This is a genomic window from Loigolactobacillus binensis, assembly GCF_005405165.1.
Taxonomy (GTDB): domain Bacteria; phylum Bacillota; class Bacilli; order Lactobacillales; family Lactobacillaceae; genus Loigolactobacillus; species Loigolactobacillus binensis.
In genome coordinates this window covers 1-26,047 of record NZ_BJDN01000017.1, presented here as the reverse complement: position 1 = coordinate 26,047, position 26,047 = coordinate 1, and the positions used below count along the sequence as shown (strand labels likewise).

General features: G+C 41.8%; 23 protein-coding genes and 2 pseudogenes. 15 read left to right on the top strand and 10 right to left on the bottom strand.

Going from position 1 to position 26,047, the window contains the following annotated elements:
- Nucleotides 1-185 precede the first annotated feature (185 nt).
- Entirely contained in the window at nt 186-1,178 is a 993-nt protein-coding gene (locus tag FFM78_RS08725) for an AraC family transcriptional regulator (protein WP_137638056.1), read from the bottom strand.
- Nucleotides 1,179-1,308: 130 nt separating this feature from the next.
- On the opposite strand from FFM78_RS08725, the gene FFM78_RS08720 reads away from it, so the two are divergent.
- The 7 genes from FFM78_RS08720 (at nt 1,309) to FFM78_RS08690 (ending at nt 8,016) form a co-directional block, all read left to right on the top strand.
- Complete coding sequence (locus tag FFM78_RS08720) at nt 1,309-2,613, top strand: MFS transporter (RefSeq protein ID WP_010011916.1); 1,305 nt, start codon at nt 1,309-1,311, stop codon at nt 2,611-2,613.
- A 20-nt stretch (nt 2,614-2,633) separates the two neighbouring features.
- Nucleotides 2,634-4,088, top strand: coding sequence for a rhamnulokinase (gene rhaB / locus FFM78_RS08715; RefSeq protein ID WP_010011914.1), 1,455 nt, complete (start codon nt 2,634-2,636; stop codon nt 4,086-4,088).
- Nucleotides 4,089-4,131: 43 nt separating this feature from the next.
- Nucleotides 4,132-4,446, top strand: coding sequence for an L-rhamnose mutarotase (gene rhaM, locus FFM78_RS08710; protein WP_010011913.1), 315 nt, complete (start codon nt 4,132-4,134; stop codon nt 4,444-4,446).
- A gap of 74 nt (nt 4,447-4,520) precedes the next feature.
- Complete coding sequence (locus FFM78_RS08705; protein WP_137638055.1) at nt 4,521-5,786, top strand: L-rhamnose isomerase; 1,266 nt, start codon at nt 4,521-4,523, stop codon at nt 5,784-5,786.
- A gap of 287 nt (nt 5,787-6,073) precedes the next feature.
- Entirely contained in the window at nt 6,074-6,922 is an 849-nt protein-coding gene (gene rhaD, locus FFM78_RS08700; RefSeq protein ID WP_137638054.1) for a rhamnulose-1-phosphate aldolase, read from the top strand.
- 150 nt (nt 6,923-7,072) lie between these two features.
- Complete coding sequence (locus FFM78_RS08695) at nt 7,073-7,789, top strand: YczE/YyaS/YitT family protein (protein ID WP_223877044.1); 717 nt, start codon at nt 7,073-7,075, stop codon at nt 7,787-7,789.
- Nucleotides 7,790-7,824: 35 nt separating this feature from the next.
- On the top strand, nt 7,825-8,016 hold the full coding sequence (locus FFM78_RS08690) for a hypothetical protein (RefSeq protein WP_010011907.1): 192 nt from the start codon (nt 7,825-7,827) through the stop codon (nt 8,014-8,016).
- An 82-nt stretch (nt 8,017-8,098) separates the two neighbouring features.
- On the opposite strand, the pseudogene FFM78_RS08685 reads toward FFM78_RS08690, so the two are convergent.
- The 4 genes and pseudogenes from FFM78_RS08685 to FFM78_RS08670 form a co-directional block, all read right to left on the bottom strand.
- Nucleotides 8,099-9,460: pseudogene (locus FFM78_RS08685) on the bottom strand (sodium:solute symporter family protein); the annotation flags it as partial.
- Nucleotides 9,461-9,472: 12 nt separating this feature from the next.
- Nucleotides 9,473-10,669 carry a cation:proton antiporter gene (locus FFM78_RS08680; protein WP_137638053.1) on the bottom strand — a complete coding sequence of 399 codons (1,197 nt, stop codon included), beginning with the start codon at nt 10,667-10,669 and terminating at the stop codon, nt 9,473-9,475.
- Nucleotides 10,666-11,412 carry a sugar phosphate isomerase/epimerase family protein gene (locus FFM78_RS08675; protein ID WP_137638052.1) on the bottom strand — a complete coding sequence of 249 codons (747 nt, stop codon included), beginning with the start codon at nt 11,410-11,412 and terminating at the stop codon, nt 10,666-10,668. The genes FFM78_RS08680 and FFM78_RS08675 overlap by 4 nt, the downstream gene beginning before the upstream one ends.
- A gap of 162 nt (nt 11,413-11,574) precedes the next feature.
- On the bottom strand, nt 11,575-12,438 hold the full coding sequence (locus FFM78_RS08670) for an ROK family protein (protein WP_137638051.1): 864 nt from the start codon (nt 12,436-12,438) through the stop codon (nt 11,575-11,577).
- 263 nt (nt 12,439-12,701) lie between these two features.
- Between FFM78_RS08670 and FFM78_RS08665 the strand changes: the two genes are divergently transcribed.
- The 6 genes and pseudogenes from FFM78_RS08665 to FFM78_RS08640 all read left to right on the top strand — a co-directional run bounded on the left by FFM78_RS08665 (nt 12,702) and on the right by FFM78_RS08640 (nt 19,369).
- Nucleotides 12,702-13,571 carry an N-acetylneuraminate lyase gene (locus FFM78_RS08665; protein WP_137638050.1) on the top strand — a complete coding sequence of 290 codons (870 nt, stop codon included), beginning with the start codon at nt 12,702-12,704 and terminating at the stop codon, nt 13,569-13,571.
- Between the two features lie 36 nt (nt 13,572-13,607).
- Nucleotides 13,608-14,294 carry an N-acetylmannosamine-6-phosphate 2-epimerase gene (locus FFM78_RS08660; RefSeq protein WP_137638049.1) on the top strand — a complete coding sequence of 229 codons (687 nt, stop codon included), beginning with the start codon at nt 13,608-13,610 and terminating at the stop codon, nt 14,292-14,294.
- A gap of 631 nt (nt 14,295-14,925) precedes the next feature.
- A complete protein-coding gene (locus FFM78_RS08655; protein ID WP_137638048.1) occupies nt 14,926-15,966 on the top strand; it encodes a D-alanine--D-alanine ligase family protein in 1,041 nt (346 codons plus the stop codon).
- Between the two features lie 110 nt (nt 15,967-16,076).
- Nucleotides 16,077-17,039, top strand: coding sequence for a 2-hydroxyacid dehydrogenase family protein (locus FFM78_RS08650; protein WP_137638047.1), 963 nt, complete (start codon nt 16,077-16,079; stop codon nt 17,037-17,039).
- 239 nt (nt 17,040-17,278) lie between these two features.
- On the top strand, nt 17,279-18,760 hold the full coding sequence (locus tag FFM78_RS08645) for an aryl-sulfate sulfotransferase (RefSeq protein ID WP_137638046.1): 1,482 nt from the start codon (nt 17,279-17,281) through the stop codon (nt 18,758-18,760).
- A gap of 26 nt (nt 18,761-18,786) precedes the next feature.
- Nucleotides 18,787-19,369: pseudogene (locus tag FFM78_RS08640) on the top strand (GntR family transcriptional regulator).
- Nucleotides 19,370-19,392: 23 nt separating this feature from the next.
- Here the strand turns inward: FFM78_RS08640 and deoC are convergent.
- Nucleotides 19,393-20,073, bottom strand: coding sequence for a deoxyribose-phosphate aldolase (gene deoC, locus FFM78_RS08635; protein WP_137638045.1), 681 nt, complete (start codon nt 20,071-20,073; stop codon nt 19,393-19,395).
- Nucleotides 20,074-20,205: 132 nt separating this feature from the next.
- Between deoC and FFM78_RS08630 the strand changes: the two genes are divergently transcribed.
- The gene (locus FFM78_RS08630; RefSeq protein WP_137638044.1) at nt 20,206-20,673 is read left to right on the top strand and encodes a YbaK/EbsC family protein; all 468 of its coding nucleotides are present in this window, start codon (nt 20,206-20,208) and stop codon (nt 20,671-20,673) included.
- 47 nt (nt 20,674-20,720) lie between these two features.
- Here FFM78_RS08630 and FFM78_RS08625 read toward each other — a convergent pair whose 3' ends face one another.
- The 4 genes from FFM78_RS08625 to FFM78_RS08610 form a co-directional block, all read right to left on the bottom strand.
- The gene (locus tag FFM78_RS08625) at nt 20,721-21,203 is read right to left on the bottom strand and encodes a Dps family protein (RefSeq protein WP_137638043.1); all 483 of its coding nucleotides are present in this window, start codon (nt 21,201-21,203) and stop codon (nt 20,721-20,723) included.
- Nucleotides 21,204-21,288: 85 nt separating this feature from the next.
- Entirely contained in the window at nt 21,289-22,260 is a 972-nt protein-coding gene (locus FFM78_RS08620) for a Gfo/Idh/MocA family protein (protein WP_137638042.1), read from the bottom strand.
- Nucleotides 22,260-23,432, bottom strand: a complete 1,173-nt coding sequence (locus FFM78_RS08615) for an LCP family protein (RefSeq protein WP_137638041.1) — start codon at nt 23,430-23,432, stop codon at nt 22,260-22,262. The genes FFM78_RS08620 and FFM78_RS08615 overlap by 1 nt, the downstream gene beginning before the upstream one ends.
- 152 nt (nt 23,433-23,584) lie before the next feature.
- On the bottom strand, nt 23,585-24,946 hold the full coding sequence (locus FFM78_RS08610) for a hemolysin family protein (protein WP_223877043.1): 1,362 nt from the start codon (nt 24,944-24,946) through the stop codon (nt 23,585-23,587).
- 373 nt (nt 24,947-25,319) lie between these two features.
- Here FFM78_RS08610 and FFM78_RS08605 point away from each other — a divergent pair, with 373 nt between their 5' ends.
- Entirely contained in the window at nt 25,320-25,916 is a 597-nt protein-coding gene (locus FFM78_RS08605; RefSeq protein ID WP_137638039.1) for a CvpA family protein, read from the top strand.
- Nucleotides 25,917-26,047 lie beyond the last annotated feature (131 nt).

Below are 26,047 nucleotides of genomic sequence, written 5' to 3'. Positions count from 1 at the left end.
TAAATTTGTTTTCATTGAGAATTATTTCACATAAATATTACGAATGCAATCACTCAAGGACTGATTAAGTCAAGTGGTGAAGATATGATAGCGCTATCCAATTTATAAAGCGCTTTACAACAGCTGATTCATGAAACGGGCAGCATCTATTCGTAATTTTTAGTATCATATATACATATTCGCAGTTATTTGCTGGCCTGTTTGCGTGCAGCACTAGGCATGATATGGTACTGCTTTTTATATTTATCATAGAAAAAATTCTTGTTTGAAATCCCAACTTTCTCAATAATATCAGTGATCGGTAGGGTCGTCGAAGTGATCAAGGTATGGGCTTGGATCATGCGTTCTTGTGTTAATGCTTCAGAAAAGGTTTTGCCAACCTCTTGTTTAAAAATATTGCTCAAATAGTTCTTATTATAATTATATTTCCGAGCAATTTTATCTAAAGTAATGGTTTGGTAGTTCTGAATGATGTCGCGTAGGATCTTGATCATTAACTGTTGGCTGGACGAAGCCTGTTTTGTTTGAATGGTATAGTTACGGACCAATTGTGTCAATAAAATCGAGAGGTAACTCTTAATGATCGAATCGGAAAATTCGCGATTGGAAAAATATTCCTCAATGATCGTATCTAAGGTCACGCGAACTTCGCTATTTTCGGCCTGTTTATGGAAGATCAAATAATTGTTTTGCGGATCACCATCCTTATTAGTTACCCGATTAATTAGAAATTCATAGAGAATACTTTTACTGCGGCGCAGATCGTTTAACAGGTTGATGCTGATATTTTGATCTCTAAATAGCAGGTTGATCAAAATATCATTGTCGCCAAGATAACCGATCGAATGCTGGCTACCAACATCTAATAATACTAAGTCACCAGCTTTTAAATGGACCTTCTTACCATTGATTATTTCATCGGCCTTACCAGACAACATATAATTCATTTCGAGAAAAGTGTGGGTGTGCGTCGGGTAAGGGGCGTAGCGATTATGCTTACTAATATAAATATCCTTATTGCGGAAAAAATAATTATTTAAAACTGGTATATGTCGTGTTGCGGATAAACCGGTATTAATGGCCGAGGTTGGAATGTCATCGTGAAAAATATCACTATTTTTTTGCTCTTGTTCAATTAACGTGGGTTCTTTAAGTAAATCAAGGATACTTTGCTTCAAAACGAGGTGCCTCCTGTAAATATGATATTTTTGTTCAGACTTTATGATATTGCCATCATATCATGAAAGCGGTTAATATGAAATTGCAATTAAGTCATTATTATTTATTATTCTTTTAGGAGGTTAAGGCATGGCTGAAGGATCATTAAAGTCCACGGTACGTGTTTCAATCACAAATTTCCTTGATTCGGGTTGTATTGTTGCCGGATCAGTTGGGATGGCGTCTTGGAGCTCACACTTTGGTCTTAGCACATTTCAAATAGGTATTTTAGGTGCCTTGTCGGCTAACGCATTTGGGGCCGCTTTAGGCGCACTGATCGGGGGACCTTTATCTGATAAGTATGGCCGTCGTTTCATTTATGTTTATGACATGTTAGTTTATATGGTCGGTTGCTTGATGTGCGTATTTGCTAATAGTTTTGCGTTCCTGTTAGCAGGTTTCATCATCACTGGGATCGCCGTTGGTGCTGGGGTTCCAGCATCCTGGTCATATATTGGTGAAACAGCTGCAGGTAATGAACGGGCAAAAAATATTGGGGTTTCCCAGTTTGCCTGGTCACTTGGTCCAGCAGTGATTTTCATTGCAGCATTATTGGTCGCACCATTAGGCTTGTTAGGTTACCGCCTGATCTTTGTTGGTTTGGCTATCGTTGCTTTTATCGCTTGGAACTTGCAGCGGACGTTGCCAGAATCACAAGATTGGTTGGATCAGAAGGCGGAAGAAAAGAAGACTGGACATAAGAGCAAGGCAGATGCCCATCCGTACCGCACCTTATTCTCCAACAAAACTTCCATCAAATGGTTATTCTTCCTGATCGGTGTTTACGCTTTATGGAATTTAGTTGCTGGTTCTCAAGGTATGTTTTTACCGTACATTTTTGAAAGTGTTGTTAAGCTTGATGCAACACAATCTAGTTTGTTGAATATTGTGATCTGGGTATTGACCGCTTGTGGCACTTACTTTGGTTTTGCCAAGTATGGCGATAAAGTTAATCATCGTTTGTTCTTCGCAATCGGTGCAACAATGGCATTACTTTCTTGGATTATCTTGACCCTCTTTGGGATGAGTCAATCATGGGCATTATGGATTTTCGCCGCACTTTGGGGGATCTCAGCCGGGATCGGTGCTCAAGCTTGGTATGCGCTATGGGCAACTGAGCTTTTCCCGACCCAGTTCCGGGCTGGTTCTCAAGGTATTATGTTCTTTATTGTTCGTGCTTCTGCCGGTGCTTATACGATTTTTGTTCCAACTATTATGGAAAAACTTGGTTTCAGTGTTGGTGGTTACATTATGATCGCAATTCTGATCGTATCCTTGCTAGTTGGGATCATTTGGACACCGAAGACCCGCGGCAAGAGCTTGGAAGAGATCACCAAGGAACAATATGGGGAAGACTTCCTGACACAAAGTCAACGCGATACACTGAATAAATAATGAATTTGAGGTGTTAACGAATGAATACGTATGTAGCAGTTGATATCGGTGCTTCAAGTGGTCGCTTGATCCTCGGCACGGTTGCTGAAGGTCGGTTGAAACTTGAAGAAGTGCATCGGTTTAAAAATGGATTTAATAGTGAAGATGGCCATGATTGTTGGCAGATCGACCATCTTGTTGATGAAATATTAGCTGGTTTAGTCAAAATCAAAGCCCGCGGCATTAATCGCGTTAACTTAGGTATTGATACTTGGGCAGTTGATTACGTGCTAGTTGATGAAGATGGCAATAAATTACATGATCCGATTGCCTATCGTGATTCGCGAACTAATTCAGCGATCACTAATTTAACTTCAACCTTACCAAAAGAATATATTTATGAAAAAACGGGTATTCAGTTCCAGAATTTCAATACCTTATATCAGCTTTATACCGAAGATAAGGCCGTTCTTGAAAAGACGGATAAGATCATGATGATCCCAGACTATTTAGGCTATATTCTGACCGGTAATGCAGTTACTGAAGTCACTAATGCGTCAACCACGCAGATGCTGAATTTACGGCAAGGGCTGTTTGACAAAGATCTGATGAGTGAAGTTAATGTTGAAGCTGATCAGTTCCCGCATTTAGTTGAAGCGGGCACCTTATTAGGGGCTGTCCGGCGTAAATGGCGTAAACGTTATGATATTCCGGAAACTGATGTGATTACGACCGCGACCCATGATACGGCCAGCGCAGTTGTTGGTACGCCAGGCTTTGGCGATAACTGGGCCTTCCTAAGTTCAGGTACTTGGTCATTGCTGGGGGCCGAACTTAATACGCCAGAAAATGGGTTGGCTGCTTTTCGTGAGAATTACACCAATGAGTGGGGTGCTTACGGGACTTACCGTTTCCTGAAAAATATTATGGGCCTGTGGATCATCCAAAAGGTAAAAGAAGAACTGAACGATCAATATTCCTTTGCTGAATTGGCGGCACTTGCGGAAAAGGAGGAATCGTTTAAAGTCTTCATTGACGTTAACGATCTGCGTTTCCAAAATCCGGAGAATATGATCCAAGAATTACAGGCTTATGCTAAGGAAACTAACCAATTTGTACCCAAAACACCAGGTGAAATTGCGCGGGCAATCTACGATAATTTGTCCTTATATTATGCGGATTCAGTCCATAAACTGAGTACGATCATCGGGCATCCGATCACGACCTTGAACATTGTTGGTGGCGGCTCTAATGTTGCTTTGATGAATCAGTTGACCGCGGATCTTGGTGGCGTGACGGTGGTTGCCGGGCCAGGTGAAGCAACTGCTATCGGTAATATTATTGTACAGATGATCACCAGTGGTGAGCTTAAGGATGTGGTTGCCGGACGGCATTTGATCGCCGATTCATTCAACTTAAAGACTTTTGTGCCCCAGGCAGATGCCTATCAAGGTGTTTTAGCTAAATACCAAGCATTCTTGGCCAGTAACCAATAATTTAGGTCATAAATCAAAACTTGTAAGGAGAGGTGTGTAATTGATGAAGCGGATCGCACAAGTGATGTACATTAATCCAGATTCTTATGATGAATACGCTAAGCGGCATGCAGAACTTTGGCCAGAAATGAAAACTGCGCTTAAGGAACATGGGGCTACCAACTATTCGATCTATCTCAATCGCGCTAACGGTCAGACTTTGGCGTACTTGGAAGTACCTGATGTTGCTGCCTATAATGCCATTGCTAATACTGATATTTGTAAGAAATGGTGGCACTATATGGCGCCGATCATGAAGACAAACCCTGATGAAAGTCCGGTAGCCGATGATCTTGAAGAAGTTTTTCATTTAGATTAATGTCGGCGTAAGTTGTATAAATTAAGGATTTAAATTTTAAAAAACTAATCTTAGCAAGAAGAGGAGCTATTATAATGGTTCAAAAACAATCAGTTGATCAAGCTTATGAAATTGCCAAGGCACGTTATGCTGAACTCGGTGTTGATACTGAAGCAGCTATGGCAGAATTAAAGAAAGTTAAATTATCACTTCATTGCTGGCAAGGCGATGATATCCATGGTTTCCTATTCCCAGGCCAAGCCTTAACTGGTGGGATCGGTGTCAGTGGTAACTACCCTGGTATTGCCCGCACCCCAGATGAATTATCTGGCGATCTACACGAAGCATTGTCATTGATTCCTGGTAGTCATAAAGTTCAATTACATGCTATTTATGCAGTTACTAATAAAAAGAAGGACTTAGACGAAATCGAACCAGAAGATTTCAAGTATTGGGTCGACTGGGCTAAACAAGAAAAAATTGGCTTGGATATGAACGGCACCTTCTTCTCTCATCCTAAGGTCAAGGAAAACTTTACTTTAGCTAGCCCTGAAGCAGGTATCCGTGATTTCTGGATCGAACATGGTAAACGGACTCGTGCAGTTGCTAATTACTTCGGTGAACAATTAGGCCAACAATCAGTTAATAACTTGTGGATTCCAGATGGCTTTAAAGACAATCCAGTTGATAAAGCAACACCGCGTTTGCGCTTAATCAAGTCATTAGATGCGATTGACGAAAAACAATATGACGAAAAGAACACGATCGAAGCCTTCGAAGGTAAATTATTCGGGACAGGAATCGAATCTTACACGGTTGGTTCACATTTGTTCTACAATAACTATGCCATCACCCGGAACAAGTTATGGACGATCGACGCTGGACACTGGCATCCAACCGAAGATGTTTCGGATAAGTTCTCTGCCTTCTTACCATTTGGTAAAGGGTTGATGTTACATGTTTCTCGTCCTGTTCGTTGGGATAGTGATCATGTTGTTATCTTCGATGAAGCATTAGTTCGGATCACACGTTCATTGGTTCGGGACAACGAATTAAGCAAGACTAATATCGGCCTTGATTTCTTCGATGCAACGATCAACCGGGTTGCAGCTTGGGTCATTGGTGCGCGCGCAACACAAAAGGCTTTATTACAAGCTATGCTTGAACCAATTGATCAATTGAAGAAAGCCGAATTGAACTACGACTTCACCCAACGTTTAGTTGAAACTGAAGAATTGAAATCTTATCCATTTGCCGCTGTTTGGGACAAATTCTGCCAAGACAATGGCACACCTGTTGGCATGGACTGGATGAAGAATATTCGTCAATATGAAAAAGACGTTCAATTCAAGCGTGACTAAACTAAGAATGTGTTTGAAAAAGTGTTCAGATTTTGCGTACTAGCCTACTCCTTCACAATAGCTCCCTCTATTGTGAAGGAGTAGGCTAGGCGACAAAGGGTTCTGGTTTGCGAATTAGTAACCCTGTCTGGTATTTGTTAGATAGAGTTGTTAAGAACAAACGACAATGCTTTTTCAACCTCGTTTTAACCTAAAAGATTATTGCTCCGTGTAAAGACGGAGCAATTTTCGCTGAAACAGATTTAAAAAATACAAATCCTTAAGTAACGAAAAGGAGATCATTGATCTTGACTAAAGAAAAATTTATTAATTCACCATATGCTGACGAAATGCGTAAAATCACCCTCGGTTTGTACACTCACGGCTGGGACGAACGGAATGGCGGTAATGTTAGTTATCGTTTGACCAAAGAAGAAGTCAGCCAATATGCTGATGTTGACACAGTATTGCGTAACGTAAAAATTGATTTTGATGCTAGTGAATTAGCGGGTCAATACTTCTTAGTTACTGGTACTGGTCGCTACTTCAAGAATGTTTATGATCATTGTGAACGCGATGCTGGCTTGGTTCAGATCGCCGCAGATGGCCATAGTGTCGACATTCATTGGGGCTTCAACGATGGCGGCCAACCCACCAGTGAATTCCCAGCACATTTGATGACCCATATCAATCGTCTAAAAGTAGATGCTGACCAACGCATCGTTATGCATTGCCACCCAACTAATTTAGTTGGCATGAGTTTCACTGTACCGTTAGATGAAAAAACATTTAGCCGTATTTTATGGAAAATGCAAGCAGAATCAATCGTTGTCTTCCCTGAAGGCCTTGGTGTGATTCCTTATATGACACCTGGTACTAATGATATTGGTGCAGCAACTGCGGCTAAAATGAAAGACTTCCGGGTTGTTTTGTGGCCACATCACGGGATCTTTGCCGCTGGTGATTCGATGGATGAAACCTTTGGCTTGATCGAAACAGTTGAAAAAGCTGCCTTGATCTATACAACTGTTCAAGCACAAGGCGGCCATTTCTTACAAGAAATTACGGATAAAGACTTGGCTGATTTGGCGGCTCGTTTCAGTATTAAACCAAATCCTGATTTCTTAACTGGGAAATCGTTGGTAGAAGGTAAATAGTCTACTTTCAATGGTAAGTGAGCTTTATAAAGCGGTTAAAATTACTTTATGGAACATGCTTCAACGCTAATGTTCGAAAAACAAAGAGGTTGTGACATATGTAATGTATGTTGCGACCTCTTTGTTATTTAAAGCTCGATCGGTTAGGGGATGAGCAACATCGATGAGCGACGATCAAATGATTTAATGATGCGCTGGGGGTATCTTGGCTTATCACTATTGATCAATGCAACTGGCCATTCATTGACCATTGCAACTAATTTAGGAAGCGCCGTTTGGACTGCTTCAGCGGTGAATTTATATCATTTATGGCCCTTAAGTTTGCGGCTGACTTTATTTATTTGTGGTGTTTTAGTGGCTTTAGCAAATATGGTTTTGACCCGCAAACTTTCGTGGCGGCGTTTTTTAGGTAATTTACTTTTTATCACGCCGTTTAGTTATTTAATTCAATTATTTACGCAGGCTATTGTGCATTTAGGTATTAATCAGCTACCATTAGGATTAAGAGTTGTTGTGGATATTTTTGGTATTCTTTGTGTTGCTTTAGCAACATCGATTTATCAACGGGCCAATATTGTGTTGCATCCCAATGATGATTTCATGCAAATATTACGCTTCCGCTACTTAAAAGGCAGTGCGACGATTGCCCAAATGGTCCATTATATTCCGCCAGTATTGATCATGCTCATAACTTTTCTTGTGTCCGGACGTTTATTTGCTGTCAATATTGGCACTGTGGTTTGTTTGTTTTTTCAGGGGACGTTCATTGGTTTCTTTGATGGACATACTTTTAAGCGTTTAAAGCATTATGGTATTAGCGGGCTGTCACGGGTCACTGCAGTTCAACCGGTTACCGGACATAAGTAGACAAGGACAGTCGCTTGAGCAGGGAGGTCAAGCAAGTGCGAAGTTTTAGTTACAAAGGTCTAAAAAGTTACTTAACAACGTTAGGCGATTTTAGTGAAATCGATGTTTATGTGATGGAAACGCCTAGTCGGTGCTACCATGTGTATGTCCATCAGTTACAAGATCTGGAGCAACTGACACGACAAGCTATTTTTAATGTTGATAATAATAAAATCGAGCATGGTTGACAAAAAAACTAGTGGCGCTGAGGTTTAATTCAGCCACTAGTTTTTTGTTTTTTTTAGATTAAAGAGTAGCACCACCAGCGTATTATTTACCGGTGTACGCTTGATCCTTAGTTGCGACGGTTAAACCGACAATGTTTTTGTGATAGCCAGGTGTGAAGAGACTGACGACATAGCTGATAACAAAGGCCGAGATAAAGGAAACACAGCTAACAATAAAAGGTGAAACCGCGGCTGCCTGAACAAAATAAGTGATGATCGCAGCTGCGATCAAGCCGATCAACACACCTGGTGTATTGGCTTTTTCGGTAAAAATACCGACCGCGAAGATCCCGGCGATTGGGACACCGAAGATCCCGGTAATGGCTAAGAATAAGTTCCAAGTTTGGGAAGTGTTGCCTAGCATCAAATAAATGGCTAAGGCCAAACTCAATAGGCCGGCAACCACGATGATGATTCGCGCTAAGGTAACATCGCTGATTTTTTTAAATTTATCATCGAAGAACCGTTGTTTAAAATCAGTAACGGCACATGATGAAATGGCATTTAAACTGGAGGCAACAGTTGATTGAGCAGCGGCAAAAATTGCTGCAATAACTAATCCAGCAATACCGGCGGGCAAAACGTTAACGATAAAGTAAGGAACGATCGCCGAAGTATTGAAATTTTTTGGTAAGGCAACGGTATGTTTGTAATAGCTGAATAAAACAGTGCCCATACCGTAGAAAATAGGAATGGTGATCAATGCCAAGAAACCATTAGTCCATAATGACTTAGCAGCTTCTTTCATAGAACCAGTTGTCTGGTAGCGTTGAACAACATCCTGGCTGCCAGTATATTGATATAAACCATTGAAAATTTGACCGGCAAAAATCAAGGGAACAAATTTAGAGAGATCACTAAATTGGAAATCATAACCTGAAATCAATTTGTGATTTGTGACGGCATCATGAGCGATCGTCCCCCAACCGCCAGCAATGTAATGGGCACCTAAAATAGAAACTAAAATCGCGCCACCAAGTAATAAGAACCCTTGGATAACATCGCTCCAGATAACGCCTTCAATACCACCAAGAAACGTGTAAACGATACATAAACCACCGACGATCAATGGAATAATGATCGGATCAATATCGGAAACTGAAGTGATCGCAAGAATGGGTAAGTAGATAACAATTGCAATTCGGCCAATATGGTAAAGCATAAATAAAACACTACCCAAGATCCGCATTACTGGGTGAAAGCGCTCTTCTAAATACTCATAAGCACTAGTGACCTTTAACTTTCTAAAGAATGGGACGTAGTATTTTATCAGGAAAGGAACCATCAGCAGAATACTCAGATTACCGAAAGCGTAGGACCAATCTTGTAAAAAGGCTTGTTCAGGTGTCGACATAAAAGTGATTGCACTTAATGTGGTGGCATAAATACTAAAACCGGCGAGGTACCAAACCCAGCTTTATTCATTAGACTTCACCTCGTTGATTTTTATAGACTTAACAGGTTGGTTAACAGATTGTTGAATAAATAATTTCAGAACGAATGGGGCAATGATCGTAGTGACTACGGTGACCACAATCATGGCTGTATAGTGATTTTGATCGATCAAATGGGCGCCTAAAGCCACGTTAGCAACGACTAATGCCATTTCGCCGCGGGAGATCATTCCAGCTCCGACAACATTAGCGGCCGGCCAATCCAAATGGAATAAACGCGCGCCTAGTGCGCCACCAATTTGTTTACCGAGAATAGCGATAATGATCAATGCACCAATAAACGGTAGATCGTGTTGCATGCCGGTAAAGCTAATATTTAGACCAATGCTAACAAAGAAAACAGGAATGAAAAGTGCATAACCGATCGGTTCGATTTTCAGTGCAAGTTTGTCTTTAAAATTAGTTTGGGAAATAGCAAGTCCAGCAAAATAAGCACCGAGAACGTCACTCATACCCAACGCCACAGCAATTGCTGCAAAGCCAAAACATAAAATAATGGCGCCGGTAGTTTCATTTTCACTGGCAGTTAACTGACTGAAAAATTGCAGAAAACGGGGAACAAACCACCTGCCTAAAATAAACATGGCTCCGAAAAATAAAAGCTTAGTTAGCAGCATTAATGCCAGCGGTTGGTTACTGGCGGCACCTGTACCGAAAATGCCCACACAGATCCCCAAGAGAATGACGCACATAATATCATCAGCAACGGCAGCGCCTAAAATAATGGCGCCTTCACGGGTATTTAAGTGGCCCATTTCTTTCAATACTTGAACTGAAATGCTGACCGAAGTGGCACTGAGCACTAAACCGATAAATATGGAAGTACTCCAGTGAAAACCAAATACAAAAATACATAGTGCCGCTGCGCCGACTGTAGGGAAGATTACACCTAAAGTTGCCACGGTTAATGCGGGACGCCAGTAACGCAGCAATAAATTAAGGTCGCCTTCGAGGCCAGCGATAAACATTAAAATAATGACCCCTAGTTCAGCAAAATAGTGAACAAAAGTCGTTGGCACCAATAGATGCAGGATCGCTGGTCCGGCGATCACGCCCACCAGTAACTCACCGATCACACTGGGAAATTTTAGTCGATTTGAAACGTGCGCCCCTAGTTTGGTCAACAATAGAATAAGGACTAGTTGGACTAAATAGGTCATAGTAACGCCTGCCGTTGTACTAATTGCTGATTAACCAGTGCAATTTGTGCTGCTAACTGTTCCGCAGGGATTGCGTATTCCAGAAAAACTGGTATATCAGCAGCCAAACGGTTTAACATTTGTTGCCAATCGGCTGGTTGGGTATCCAGTAAAACGGTTGTGCGTGCTCGGATCGCCTTTAAATGGAAAATAGTTATGGCCGGTTGAACTTGCATGAAGGCGGCCAAAGGATCAGTAGCGACCCAGCACCAGTTACCGGCATCAAATGTATAGCCTAACGGTAGCTGCTGCTGTTTCAACCATGCTAAGCGCTGAGCAAAAGTGGCCAAAATACCGTTAGCATTGGGCTGATTTTCAATGGTCACCTGAATGGTGGTGGCGGCCAATTGCTGGCGTAACGCAATTAAATCGGCAGTTGTAATGTTCGTGATGTTGCCTAAACTGAATTTTAGTGCCTTAATGTGATATTGTTGGGCCATTTTAAGTGTGGCGGCTAAGGTAGGGTTAAGATGATCGCCTTGAAAAAGTTCTTCAGGAACAGAATAGTAGAACTGCCAATGTTGTTGTTGGCATAAAGTACTAATTGCTGCCAATTCTGCATCCTTAGTTTTAGGCTTAAAGAATTCGCCGCGCACTTCGATGGCCGCAATGGCCGAATCAGTTAAGCGGCGTAAACAATCTAGTTGCGAAGTTTGCGCTTGGAGATCAGTTAGAAACACAGCCGTATTGATTGATACTTTCATGGTTTGGCACCTCTTCATAAATATCCAGAAATAAATTTTGTCAACAAAAAAAGCCGCTACTAACAGACTTTGTCAAAACAAAGTGGTTAGGTAGCGGTTGTATTTATTTGAGCGAGTTATTCCGTTAAGTACCATAACACGCAGTTGAGATTTTGTAAACGCTTAATTATAAAATTTGGCCACAGCACCAAATAATTGGGCTTTGTCGGCTAATTGGGTCACGCACAATTCAGTTTTACATAAATTAGGCGGCAATAATGGTTCTAATGCACGATTTAGTAGGCCTAATAAAAAGTCACCTTGCTGGGAAACGGCGCCACCAATGAGCAAAATTTCCGGATCAAATAATAAAATAATATTGGCTAAACCAGTTGCAACTTCGGTAGCCCAATCCGTGATTAGCGTGACGAAAGGAGGCTCACTTCGGCGGGCACGATCAAAGGCCGCCGGCACGCTGATGCCTAATTGGGCTAATTGATGGTCTAAAGTCAAAGTAGAAGCACGTTGTTCATAATTGGTTTTGGTTGCTGGATCATATAAGGTATAACCTAAAGAATTTGCTGTGGCGTGAGCGCCATTTAATAGCTGGCCATGATCTAAATAAGCGCCCCCGATGCCGGTACCTAGTGCTACGCAATAAACAGTCTGTTTTCCTTGGGCGGCACCCGCTAATTGTTCCCCCAGTAGGGCGGCATCAACGTCATTAACCACCAATACTGGTAAGCCACTTTGTTTTTCCAAAGCAGCCTTGATCGGGGTGCCTTGATAACCAGGGATTGTTGGTCCAGCATATTGAATTTGGCCGGCGGCACCGACGATACCAGCAGTACTGACACCAATACCGCTTAATTCGTGTTGTGTTTGGTAGTCGGCAGTGATCTTCAAAAGTTGCTGTAAAATATGGCCGCCCTGATTATGTTCGGTTGGACAGCGACCGCCATGACTCAATTGACGTTGTTGGTCGATCAAGCTGTATTTGATCGTGGTTCCGCCAATATCAAAGGTTAAGTAAAGTTGATCAGACATCGACTCATCTCATTTCTATAAGTTATAAAATAATGGATTTTAAAACGTTTTCATCGTAGCATGTAATAATTGTTTTCTCAAACTAAAAAAATAAAAAATTTTATCTTTCTAGTTATAGCAGAGTTTTATTGCCTTTTTGAAAATAATTATCATATAAAACGTTTGCAATATTTTTTATCCAAGTGTATGGTACTGAGTGAGCGGTTGGATAACTTTTGAGCGAGTTAGACCAATAATAAAATAAATCAAATGAGGTATACAGGATGAAAAAATTATACTCGGCTTTAATGACGGCCTTTAATGAAGACGATTCAATTAATGAACAAGGTATTCGCGAAATGGTACGCTATAATATCGACGTCAATAAAATTGACGGTTTGTACGTTGGTGGCAGCACTGGTGAAAGCTTCATGTTAAGCACAGAAGAACGTAAACTAGTTTATAAGATCGCTTACGAAGAAACTGCCGGTAAAGTCGATTTGATCGCCCAAGTTGGTTCCGTTAATTTACAAGAAGCTAAGGAACTGGCCAAATACGCTGTTGCACTTGGCTATAAGACAATTTCTGCAGTACCACCATTTTATTATCATTTCACCTTTGATCAGATCAAAAACTACTATGATCAGATTCTGGCCGGGTTGGATACACAATTGATCATCTACTCGATTCCGGCCTTATCAGGAGTTACTTTGTCCTTAGATGAATTCGCTAAATTATTTGAAAATCCGAAAGTGATCGGGGTTAAATATACAAATAATGACTTCCTATTGTTACAGCGGATCCGGGCGGCTTTCCCAGAAAAAGTGATCTATTTTGGCACGGACGAAATGTTGATCTCTGCCTTACCATTAGGTATCGACGGTGCGATCGGCTCAACCTTTAATTTAAATGCTAAGCGGGCCAAAGCTGAAATTGCTGCCTTTGAAGCTGGTGATATTAAGCAGGCATTTGCCTTGCAAGATGTCAGTAATGATTGTATTTTGGATCTGATCGCCAATGATATTTATCCCAGTCTAAAATTGGTCTTTGAAGAAATGGGCGTTCACGCTGGCTGCAGTCGTGCCCCAATGAGTAAGCCAACACCAGAAATGCGCGCCGGTGCTAAAAAAATCTATCAGCAATATTTTGCATAATTAAGGGACATTTTAGTCTAGAAAAGAGCCACAACAATGAAAAATACTTTTTTAGAAACGGTCAAAGGCAAGTTGATCATTTCCTGTCAGGCCTTAAAAGGTGAGCCGCTGTACAGCTCATTTATCATGGCCCGAATGGCTTTGGCAGCAAAGCAAGCCGGTGCGGTTGCCATTCGTGCTAATTCAATCGTAGATATTCAAGCAATTCAAGATGAAGTTGGTTTACCGATGATCGGGCTGAACAAAATTGATTACCCTGATTCGCCGGTGTACATTACGCCGACTATCAAAGAAATGCGGGCGGTTGCCAGTACCGGTGCCGAAGTGGTGGCCTGCGATGTTACCGGGCAAAAACGGCCGCATGATGAGCAACTGGTAGATATTGTCAAACAAATGCGTAGTGAATTTCCGGATACGTTATTGATGGCGGATACTGCAACGCTAGATAATGTTCGTGAAGCCAATCAACTGGGCTTTGACATTATCGGGACTACAATGCACGGTTATACACCTGATACTAAAGGAATGAATATTGCTGCCGATGATTTTGCTTACTTGAAGCAAGTGATCGCGGTCGCCGAACGCCCCGTTATTGCTGAAGGTAAGATCGATCTTCCGGAAAAAGTTCGCCGCTGCTTAGATCTCGGTTGTCATGCGGTCGTTGTCGGTGGTGCGATCACACGACCATTAGAAATTGCCAGTCGCTTCATCGCCGCAATTTAACCTAAAACGATAATATTTTCCAAACGAAGAACCGCGTATAATCTAGCCGTTAAGGACATGTTCAGTTAGCTGTCATTCCAGCCGGCTGCGGTGGCACATGCGAAATTTAATTATGAATGGTCAGTGCGTAACTAAAAATAATAGACACAGAAATACCCGCAAAAAACAGCTTGGGCTGTTTTTACGGGTATTTTGTTTAGAAATGATTCATGGATAGTCATAATTGATCTATATTAAATTTTATATATTTAGACAACAAAAAATCCGACCCTGCTTATTTGGTCGGATTAAAGGTGGGGATACGCCTCTGGAGGAAGACGTAAATTGTTTAGTCAGTTATATTAAAAGGAATAAATGATCCGAAAAATCATCTATGAAACATAATTAATTATAACATCAATGAATTTAAAGACAAGTTGTTTTTGTAAAAAATGTATATTAATTTTATTTAAATAAGTATTAAAAGCATAAAACAGATTGAAATCGGTCTACAAAACTAAGCGCCAGAACTAGATGAAGTTAATTTATTATGATCGGATGATAGCACCAATTGAAATCAAGCGCTTTCTTATTTAATTTAACGCGTTTTTGTGCTAAGCTTGGGGCTAAATCTAATTTGGAGGAACCGAATATGAAAATTGTCGTACTTGCCGGCGGCCGTAGCCCAGAGCGCAACGTTTCCTTATCATCAGGTGCCAAAATTACAGCAGCATTGCGTAAGAAAGGGCATGCTGCGGTTTTGATCGATTTATTTTTAGGTGATGCTTTGAGTGATGTTGCCACGATTGATGAGCTATTTCAACGGCAACCAGTTAATAACGATTATGCGATTAGCACGGAGATTTTGACCAATGCAGCGATCGATGCTTTACGTACCACTGACCGATCTGGCTTATTTGGTCCCCATGTTCTAGAGATTTGTGCCGCTGCCGATATCGTTTTTTTAGCGCTACATGGTGAGGATGGCGAAAATGGTAAGTTGCAGGCCACCTTTGACTTGTTCGGCATTCGTTATACAGGTAGTGGGGCCTTGGCTTCGGGTATTGCAATGGATAAGCAGCTAACAAAGGAACTACTGCTGCAGCACAACATTCAAACTCCAGGGTATGCAGTGGTCAAAAAAGGCGAACCTCTACCTACTCTGACTTTCGGTTTGCCAGCAATAGTCAAGCCAGTAAACGGTGGTTCCAGTATTGGGATGCAGATTGTTCATACATCAATGGAATTGGAACAAGCGGTGGTGGCAGCCTTTCAATTCGATAGTAAGGTTGTGATCGAAGCGTACATTACTGGCCGGGAATTTTCAGTAGGGATAGTCAACGGGCAAGTTTTACCAGCCATTGAGATCATAGTCGATCAGGGTTGGTATGATTATTTGCATAAGTATCAAACTAATGGTGCTACTTATCAAACACCACCGCAAATTCCAGTGGCCGTTTATGAAGACATGCAGGCGTTGGCCGTGACAACAATGGCAGTGCTCGGTCTGACTAATTATGGACGGATCGATTTTCTTTGGGATCAGCAAGCGCTTTACGTACTCGAAGGTAATTCATTGCCAGGAATGACACCACATTCGCTGTTACCGCAAGAAGCCGCTGCGGTGGGAATCAGTTATCCTGAATTATGCGAACAGATTATTTATGGTAAGTTAGCGTTATTGGCCGACTAAGTAAAGTAACTGAATAGTAGCCGAAAGAGCGTGGTATACTAAAGCTGTAATCGCTAACAGTTATATTCTTATCAGTCACTTAACGTTAAAAAAAGGAAGCGAGATTTACGATGAGTAAGGTTTTTCTATCCGCTAAATTGCCTGCTGCAACCACTAAAATTTTGACTGACCATGGGTTAACGGTCAGTGTGTACGCCGGCGAAGGCTTGATTTCACACGCGGAATTATTGAAAAGTGTCGTTGATGTCGATTATTTGATTACGCCATTGTCAACGCAGGTGGATGCAGCCGTGATCGACGCAGCGCCTAAGCTGAAGTTGATCGCTAATTTTGGCGCCGGCTTTAATAATATTGATGCCGCCTATGCCAAAACTAAAGGCATTCAAGTTACGAATACACCGGCAGTCTCCACAAATTCAGTGGCAGAAGTGACGGTGGGCTTGATGTTAGCGCTGAGCCATCGAATCGTTGAAGGAGATGCGCAGATGCGGACCAGCGGTTTTCCAGGTTGGGCACCGTTGTATTTCTTAGGTAGTGAGATTGCTGGCAAAACTTTGGGAATCGTTGGTTTCGGTAATATTGGTCGTGAAGTCGCCCGTAAAGCACGAGCACTAGCGGTGAACGTTCAATATTGGCAACCCCATCGTTTGACTGATCCTGAGGAACGTAGTTTGGGTGTGCAATACGTTGAATTCGCTGATTTGGTTCAAACCAGTGACTTTATCAGTATCAACGCACCTCAAAAACCAGATAACCACCATCAATTTAGTGCTGCAGTTTTCAAAGAGATGAAAGCCACTGCTTTTTTGATCAATGTTGGGCGGGGGCCGATCGTCGATGAAGCCGCGTTATTAACTGCATTGCAACAAGGTGTGATCGGTGGGGCGGCGCTGGATGTTTATGAGCACGAACCGCAAGTTACGGCGGGGTTGGAGAAATTAAACAATGTTATTTTAACGCCACATATTGGCAATGCCACCGTCGAAGCCCGGGCTGCCATGGGAACGATCGTTGCCAACAACGTGGTTTTGTTAGAGCAAGGGCACAATGCTAAATTCATCGTCAATGCATAAACATCATTAGAAACCTGTAACTTAAATCTACACTAAATTCAAAACTTCTTCATATTTTTTTAATATAATCATGGTGATTATAATCTTAGGATAAGGAGTTTTGTATAATGGGTAGACGAGGTCACAGGTTTTTACATATTATTGGTGCTTTGGCAATTATTTTAGTGGTAGTGGGTCTGACTGGCTGTAAGCAAACTAAAAAAACACTGAACCGCAAACTAATTCGGCTAAGCTATTGATTGACGGTCAAACAGATCAAACAGAATATTGGTAGCCAGTTAGTCACGACCAGAGCGGATAAACAAAAAAGTGCCAACCAAACTTATCAGGCAGCGTTGGCAAATTCAGCGTATACATTGGCGGCACCATACGTAAAGGTCAATCCGTACAACACGTCACCTTTAACCGCATTGGTTATTTTTCAAACCGATCAGGCAGCGAAAGTAACCTATACAGTGGTTGGCAAGACGGCCAATACGTCGATCACTAATCAAGTTAACGGTGGGTACAGTACGAAACACCAAGTTCCCCTCGTTGGTTTATATTCTGGTAACAATACCGTTAATTTACAGTTAACCTATGCGGATGGTACAACTGCTACCAAGACGTTAACGATCAAAACAACGACGCAACTGCCAAAGTATTTACGGCAAACTAAAATCAAAGTCACCAAAAATAATAAGCAGCAGATGGTGATCGGCAACAATAAGTTGACCTTCATAATCCGGACGACGAAGGAATCTTTTGCTATCGACGCTGATGGCGCGATCCGCTGGTATTCGACACTTTATGTGCAACATATGTTACAGCCAATCCATAACGGTCATTTACTTTTATTAAGCAAGAAAACACAATCGGCCTTAGTGTACAATGATTTGCTAGAAACGGATTATTTAGGTCGTGTTTATAAGGAATATAATTTCAGCGCCAAAACCAGTAACAGCGACGGTGGAAACGAAACGACGGTTTTGCACCACGATATTATCGAGTTACCGAATCACGATCTGGTTGCCACGGCCAATGATGGTTCGGATTATGTTGAAGACACGATGATCGTCATTTCCCATAAGACTGGTAAAGTAACTAAGGTGATCGATTTAAAGCGGTTGTTACCTAAGGCGATGTATTTAAAGTATAAAGCAGGGAGTAATGGTGATGTCGATTGGTTCCACCAAAATGCGGTATATTATGATAAAAATGATCAAAGTCTAATGATTTCCGGACGTAATCAAGATATGATCATGAAACTTGATCTACAAACGACTAAAATTAAATGGATCTATTCTGGTAAAAAGAAAGCGACTTGGCCTAAAAAATATCGTAGCTTATTATTGACACCCACTAAAGGAACGACGATCACTGGTGGTCAGCATGGTTTAAACTTATTAGGGGACGTCAAGCATGATCCTACTAGTGAAAATATTTTACTTTATGACAATAATATTAATGTGACTAACGGCAATGCGAAGACTTCTGGTAAGTATTCACAAGGGGTTCAGTATCATATTGATACGAAGAAGATGACCATTAAACAGACTTGGGCTTACGGTAAAGCGTTAGGCGCGGCCAATTTCACCGCAATCATTGGCTACACGCAGAAATTAAATCGCACTAATTACTTACTGGACTTTGGCTTTAAGAACAAAGGGAAGGAAAGCAATGTGATCGAAGTCAACGGCCAACAACAAGTTTTCAATGTGACTTTTTTAATTATGTACTAACATAATTAAGAAAAGTAGGTGACCGTATGTCAGTTAGTAAGCAACCATTACATCAGCAAATCGAAAATGATCTGCGGCAAAAAATTCAGGATGGTACCTATCCAGAACAACAGCTGATTCCTAAAGAAATTGAATTGGCGCAATACTATCAAGTCAGTCGGCCAACAGTTCGTCAAGCAGTGCAAACTTTAGTTGATCAAGGTTTTCTGGAGAAACGTAAACGTCGCGGAACACTGGTCAAGCGTGCTAAAATTGGCCCCAACTGCTAAAGTCTATAAGTTAGTACGGTTACGTTATGCAAATCAAACACCATTAGTGATGGTGACCACTTATATTCCGCAACTGGCTCAAGTGGATTTTAGTCAAACATCGCTGTACGCCACGTTTGCGGCCCAACAACAAGCAGTGGTGCGGGTGACCCGCAAGCTAGAAGTCAGTGCTGCAACTGAAACAAGTGCTGATCTATTGGATATTGACATTGGTGCGCCGCTATTTTATTTCCACAGCCAGGGCTATACCAGTGCGGAAGTACCAATTGAATACTCAATTGCCAAATACCGGGGGGATTTAAATTATTTTCGGTTAGAGATCACACAAAAAATGCCTTGAAACTCAAGGCATTTTTTGTGTGACTAAACCTGCTGTTTCAAGGCTTCGATGATCTTGACACCAGCACTGGTGCCAATCCGTTCGGCGCCGGCTGCAATCATGGCTAGAAAATCTTCAGCGCTACGAATACCGCCGGCCGCTTTGACCTTGACTTGGTCGCCAACTGTTTGTTTCATCAATTGAACATCAGCAACGGTGGCGCCTCCGGTTCCAAAACCAGTGGAAGTTTTGATGAAATCAGGTTGAACCGTCTTAGCAATCAAGGCCAGTTGGCGAATTTCGTCCTTAGTGAGATAGCAATTTTCAAAAATCACTTTACAGGGGATTTGCTGCTGATGACAACAAGCTACCATTTGTGTCATTTCTGATTTGATGTAGGGGTAATTGCCATTTTTAACTTCGGTTAGGTTCAGCACGTAGTCAATTTCGGTGGCGCCGTTGGTGATGGCTTCGCGCGTTTCAAATAATTTAGTTGCAATAGTAGTTTGGCCTAAAGGAAAGCTGATTGCGGCACCGACATCAATATCGGTATTTGCTAAATATTGGGCACAGCGTTCGGTTTGGACTTGATTGATCGCCACCATTTTAAAATGATACTGTTTGGCTTCAGCACAAAGCTTTTTCATAGCAGCGGCTGATGCGTCAGCATGTAAATTAGTGTGATCGATCATTTGGGCATAATGATCTAATTTTTCTGGAGACATAAATGGCATCCTTTCTATATATGTAATTACATATTATAATAAACGGTTCGCACTAGGCAGTCAAATTTTAATCTTGACGATTATGATAAATAGCCGTAGTATTATTAGAAAACAATGAGAAAAGGTGCTGCTATGTCTTTAGAAAATGTTCAACGCTATTTTGCTGACTTCGGTATTAGTCAGCGAATTATTGTATTACCGGAATCCAGCGCCACTGTGGCGTTGGCCGCGGCCGCATTACATACTCAGCCAGAAAGAATCGCTAAATCATTAACCTTTGCGGTGGCCGAAAAACCAGTACTGATAGTCATGGCAGGGGATGCTCGCATTGCCAACCCTAAGTTTAAAGCACAATTCAAAGTCAAGGCGCACATGTTGGCACGTGACCAGGTGGAACCATTAATCGGGCAGCCAGTCGGTGGTGTATGTCCTTTCGCAGTTAAAACTGGTGTTGCCGTTTATTTAGATGAATCATTACGCCGCTTCGAAACTGTTTTTCCAGCGGCTGGCAGTACCAATAGTGCGATTGAATTGACTTTACCAGAATTAGAACAGTATTCTCACGCTCAAGGGTGGATCGATATTGCTAAGACAGCCTAAAGCAGGCCATTAAAAAAGCCGCGTAATTGCGGCTTTTTTTAGCGTCCTTAATCAGCAAGTGGTGCTTTGCCAAGAAAAGCACTGATCATCCAAATGTTCTTATCAGTTTCATCTTTGAAACCATTAAGCATATCTTGTGTTGGAAAATCTTTTTCGCCATCAGTAATTTCAATACCTTTTTGATACTGATCACGTAAATACTTGAATTGGTTGACTAAACGTTGCATGAATTCAGTCATTGTGAGTTGATCGAAACTAACTTTTTCATCTGGTAAACCAGTATTTTCGATGAATTCATGAGTAGTGGAAAGTGGGCTGCCATTTAGGGCAATTAAACGTTCAGCAATTTGATCGAGCTGTTCGCTGAGCTGGTCACCGTATTCATCCATTAATGGATGGAGCCGAAAGAAGTTTTCGCCACGCATGTACCAGTGAGTCTGTTGAACATTGACCTTTAATTGACTAATGTCAGCGATCAGTTGGTTAAGTTGAGCCTTTGATTTTGGAAAGTCATAATTATAAGTTGTCATAATTAACCTCTTTTCTGTATTATTGGTTACAAGCTAACCATACCAGTTTTGAAAGCGTTTTTCAATGGATATGCTCATTAAAAATTTAATCAGTCGTTGTCCATTTCTGATAAAGTTGTTCCATGATGGCAACTGTTCGGCAAGTAATCGCCGGTGTCATCGTGGAACTGATCAGTTGGTGCTGCCGCAGCAGTTGATTGAAGTGTTGAATTTCAAAGATGAATTCGCTGTTTTGTTCCACTTTGAAATTAGTGGTCGCGCCGTCAATAGAATACAAAGTAGCAGTAGTTGCTTTCCAATAGTTTGGAATAACGATTTTACCTTGCGTACCGTAAATGATCAGGCGACTATGCAGCGGGTTAATTGAAGTGATGGCCAAGCTAACTAAAACGTTTTGGTCAGTTTTTAAAACCACATTGCTTTGACGATCAACTTCAGGTGCCTGCGGTTGACAATTTCCAGTGTAATCAATGAAGTGTTGGCCTAATAAATATTGAATATAATCCAATGGATAAGCACCGCTACCACGAAAAGTACCGCCACCGGCTGCTAAATCACGGAACCAAGCAACGTCCGTGCCGCCAGGATGATAACTTTGCGCGTCGATCCAAGTGATCGTTCCAAGGGTACCAGCCGTAACCAACTGTTTGATTTTCTGCGTCAATGGTAAGAAAACCGCCTTTTGTGCTGCCATCAAGGTAACCTGTTGTTGCTGGGCAAGGGTAAATAATTCCTGAGCCTGCGCTACGGTCAAAGTAAACGGCTTTTCCAACAGCACATTTTTACCGTGGCTTAAAGCTAGTTTGGCACCAGCATAATGTCCGCCATTATATAAGGGAATATAAATCGCGTCTAAGTCAGGGTCATTAACTAGTTCAGTGTAGCTACCATAGGCGCGGGGGATCGCGTGATTTTCGGCAAAGTAACGTGCCGTGGTGAATTGCCGTGTGGCGATCGCCAAAGCTTTAGCGCCGCCGGCTTCCTTTAAACCAGCAAGAAAGCGCGGTGCAATTTGCGCCGCGCCCATAATGCCGTAATTAATGATTTTTTGTGTCATTAGTAGGTTGCTCCCATCTGACCACTAGGACCACCAAAGTTTTGTGTGCCCGTGGTATCGGTGGTGCCGTTGCTGGTTGTACTACTATCACTACCACTGCTGTAGCTACTACCGTCGCTATAGGTACCAGTGCCATAATCGACGGTACTGTCGCTACCATAGATCGTATAGGTGGTATTGTTGATGCCATCAAAATAAGGATTAGCTTTGTTCAGTTTAGTTTCCTTGTTGCTGACTTTAGTAAAAGTCAGTCCTAGCTGTTTGCGTAACTTTTTGGAGATGCGGTTGATTTCTTTGGTTGAAGCGATCTGATATGAGCTACCGTTGATATAAGCATCTTGCCCCTGTAATTGGTCTGAATCCATTTTTTTAGCGGCAGAACGATAATTAACGGCTAGGCCTTTCATATCGGAGAAACTGAGATCAGTTTGTAAATTATTTTGAACGACTTTCAAGATCTTTTGGTAATTAGCGACCCCATTCATTGAAAGTAATTTTTTAGTGACGGCTTTGATCACTTGTTGTTGGCGTAGCTGCCGCCCATAATCACCTTTAGGATCATCATAACGCATACGGGCGAAGGAAAGGGCCTGCTTACCATTCAAATGGTGTGTGCCTTTTTTGATGGTGATGTTGTTGAAGGTAAAAGTCAAGTTGCTGGTGACGGTAACGCCGCCGACAGCATTAACGATTTTAGCTAAGCCCCCCATATTTAAAGTCAAATAATAATTAATGGGGATGTTTAGCAATTTGCTAACGGTTTTTTTAGCAGTTTTGGCGCCACCGATTTCGTAGGCAGAATTAATTTTTTGAATACTAGTTTCGCCGCTGGCAGTCATTTCGGCCATTGTATCGCGGGGAATACTGACAAAAGTCGTTTTCTTGGTGGTCGGATTGATTGTGGCGACGATCATTGTGTCGGAACGGCCTTTATCAGTACGACCATCAGCACCGGTATCAATACCTAATAATAAAATCGACAGCGGCTTTTTTTCTTTGACCGCTGCGGTTGCATTAGCATCACTATCATTGCTAGATTTGTAGATTTTATCAGCTGTTTGTTTGGTTTGATAATAAGCATACGCGGCGAATCCGCCACCGATCAACACAATAACTGCGATCACGGCAAGCAAGATCTTGGGCCAGCGTCGGGCTTTCTTTTTATGCAACATAGACTAATCCCTTTCGTTTCATCTCTTATTTCATAGCAAGTATAGCAGTTTCGACTTAAATCAAGCTTAAATATTTTCGTAAGATTAATTATGAATTAATCATAATATAAAAAAAGTACCGCTGTCGCAGCGGTACGTCAAGCATAATCTGGTTATTTTTCTTCATCATTAGAAGGCGTATCAGTGCTTACTGCAACCTTACGGGTGACGGTAAACCAACTGATATAGGCATTGTCGACGGCGCCCACAGTAAAAGCAAAATCAGCAACGGTGAACACATCGCCAGGCTTGGTAGCAGGATTATCTTTCATAATGTAGCCGGTTAAAGTGACAACATCAGAATCATCGAATTCACGAATTTTAACGTTGAAATAACGCTCAAAATCATATAACGTGATTTTACCGTTGACCCGATAGCGCCCGTTACTTTGTTTTTCAACGTACTCTTCGGAGGGGATTTCGTTTTCATCCTTGACGGTACCAAACAATTCCTCGTAAATATCCTTATCGGTGACGATCCCGCTAGTTCCGCCGTATTCATCAACGACGACGACGATCGGTGTACGTTTTTGCACCATTTGCGCTAGAACATTTTGTAAAGAAGCGGTTTCGGGAACCGTAATAATGTTGCGGAGTAGTTTACTAACTCGAGTTTGATCGCTAGTTTCGGCTTGTTTGATCAAGTCATAATTGTAAACATAGCCGATGATCTTATCTTTATCATTATCTTCAACAACAGGAAAGCGACTAAAGCCATTAGTAATGTACATTTTGATCGTGCTGGCCACGGTTGCGGTCACATCCACGACCATTAAGGATGTCCGATCGACCATAATATCCTTCGCAATTTTATCGTTCATGGCGAAGGCACGTTCCATGTAGATATAATCATTGCGTTCCAATTGACCACCGGTGACAGCGTTACGCGATAACGATAGAATTTCGGCCTGCGAAAAGTTTTCGTTTTCTTCATCGGCCGGTTTTAAACCGATCAGGCGAACAACGCCACTGGCCGAAATGTTCAGTAACCAAACGAATGGGTAAAAGATCAGATGGAAATAGCGCAACGGTGTTGTGATAAACATCATTGTTGGTAAGGGCATATCAATACTGATGTTTTTGGGCACGATCTCGGTAAAGACCACTTCCAAGTAAGTCAATACGATGACCCCTAAGACTGCACCGACAGCATGCAAGGCCGTGGGATTCATCAAGTGACCTAAATTAAATAGATCAACTAGGATCGTTTCAACGGTCGCTTCACCGATCCACCCTAAAATAATACCGGCTACACTGACCCCAACTTGTGTCGTAGACAAATATTCATTTAAATTATGGACCATGTTCAGGGCAGTGCTAATTTTTTTCGAATGCCCACCACGTTTTTCTAATTCTTCTTCAAGTGCACTCGGCCGAGTTTGCACTAAGGCAAATTCTGAGGCCACGAAAAACGCCGCAAATAAAAAGGTGATCAACATAATGACCAAATTTACAGCGATCTGACTACCAGTCACAATCATTCCTCATTTCAATCAATTTACTTCAATTAACTACATTTTAACATGTTTAGCGCCTAATTCTATCATTCGGAAAAAATAAGTAACTTAATTCGTCCAGCAACCACACTAACTAAGCCTGGCGGCGGTGCCCGAATTGTATCGACGTCCGGTGACAGTTGCGTTTGCTATTTTTTAGATTACACTTTTTAAGCTAAGGTTAAATCGGTCGCAAGACGGTGGTTAGATGATTAAAATCTGGTAAAGTTAAAGCGTGGCAGGCGACTGCTACTGCTTTTAGGCGCTGTTAAATAGAATGAGCGTCGAAATATGGCTGTTGGAAAAGTGTTGCAACTGACTATGAGCTGTTTGCATTAAAGGGGAACAAAACATGATCGTTACCATTATTATTGCAGTGATTTTAATTTTAGCGGTGTATCGGGGCATGAAGCGTGGCCTGATCATTCAATTACTTTATACGTTAGGCTACATTGGCGTTTATATTTTTGCGCGGGTAACTGCACCGAATGTCAGCACTTGGCTGGCAACTTGGTCAGGTAGTGCGGCAGCTAGCTTAGGGGTTACTAGGACGATCGCTTTTTTGATGATGATCGCCCTCGGTTGGTTTATTGTGCGAATGCTAGCCCGTTGGTCGCGGTTGCTCACTTGGTTACCAGTGATCAAGCAAGTCAATAGTGTGGCGGGAGCAGCAGTGGCTTTCATTCTTAACTATCTCGGCTTATTTATTGTTTTGACCGTTTTGAATTTTATTCCTAACACAGCGGTCCAATATCAGATCTCGCAGTCTAGCGCGGCGCAAGTGATCATCAATAAAACGCCAGTACTTACTAGTCAATTATTACAGAAATACCTTTTTGATACTAACGATAGTGACAATACCGATAACAGTGGTACCACTAATGACGAGTCGACCAGCAATTCGGCTCAAAATGACGCTGTTACGATCCCGGATACTAATGACATTTAAATGAAGCCTGTACATTGACCGTTGATAATTATGGCTCTCTGTCAAATCCTGTTGATAGTCAATTTTACAGTGTTAGAAGTTACTTAACTTCTAATGCTGTTTTTTTACTTGGTTTGGTCCGCATTTGTTGC

Bases quoted from the DNA above. Each gene is read 5' to 3' on its own strand.
- FFM78_RS08720 (WP_010011916.1), top strand. From the start codon at position 1,309: ATGGCTGAAGGATCATTAAAGTCCACGGTACGTGTTTCAATCACAAAT.
- rhaB (WP_010011914.1), top strand. From the start codon at position 2,634: ATGAATACGTATGTAGCAGTTGATATCGGTGCTTCAAGTGGTCGCTTG.
- rhaM (WP_010011913.1), top strand. From the start codon at position 4,132: ATGAAGCGGATCGCACAAGTGATGTACATTAATCCAGATTCTTATGAT.
- FFM78_RS08705 (WP_137638055.1), top strand. From the start codon at position 4,521: ATGGTTCAAAAACAATCAGTTGATCAAGCTTATGAAATTGCCAAGGCA.
- FFM78_RS08695 (WP_223877044.1), top strand. From the start codon at position 7,073: ATGAGCAACATCGATGAGCGACGATCAAATGATTTAATGATGCGCTGG.
- FFM78_RS08680 (WP_137638053.1), bottom strand. From the start codon at position 10,669: ATGACCTATTTAGTCCAACTAGTCCTTATTCTATTGTTGACCAAACTA.
- FFM78_RS08675 (WP_137638052.1), bottom strand. From the start codon at position 11,412: ATGAAAGTATCAATCAATACGGCTGTGTTTCTAACTGATCTCCAAGCG.
- FFM78_RS08670 (WP_137638051.1), bottom strand. From the start codon at position 12,438: ATGTCTGATCAACTTTACTTAACCTTTGATATTGGCGGAACCACGATC.
- FFM78_RS08665 (WP_137638050.1), top strand. From the start codon at position 12,702: ATGAAAAAATTATACTCGGCTTTAATGACGGCCTTTAATGAAGACGAT.
- FFM78_RS08660 (WP_137638049.1), top strand. From the start codon at position 13,608: ATGAAAAATACTTTTTTAGAAACGGTCAAAGGCAAGTTGATCATTTCC.
- FFM78_RS08655 (WP_137638048.1), top strand. From the start codon at position 14,926: ATGAAAATTGTCGTACTTGCCGGCGGCCGTAGCCCAGAGCGCAACGTT.
- FFM78_RS08650 (WP_137638047.1), top strand. From the start codon at position 16,077: ATGAGTAAGGTTTTTCTATCCGCTAAATTGCCTGCTGCAACCACTAAA.
- deoC (WP_137638045.1), bottom strand. From the start codon at position 20,073: ATGTCTCCAGAAAAATTAGATCATTATGCCCAAATGATCGATCACACT.
- FFM78_RS08630 (WP_137638044.1), top strand. From the start codon at position 20,206: ATGTCTTTAGAAAATGTTCAACGCTATTTTGCTGACTTCGGTATTAGT.
- FFM78_RS08625 (WP_137638043.1), bottom strand. From the start codon at position 21,203: ATGACAACTTATAATTATGACTTTCCAAAATCAAAGGCTCAACTTAAC.
- FFM78_RS08620 (WP_137638042.1), bottom strand. From the start codon at position 22,260: ATGACACAAAAAATCATTAATTACGGCATTATGGGCGCGGCGCAAATT.
- FFM78_RS08615 (WP_137638041.1), bottom strand. From the start codon at position 23,432: ATGTTGCATAAAAAGAAAGCCCGACGCTGGCCCAAGATCTTGCTTGCC.
- FFM78_RS08605 (WP_137638039.1), top strand. From the start codon at position 25,320: ATGATCGTTACCATTATTATTGCAGTGATTTTAATTTTAGCGGTGTAT.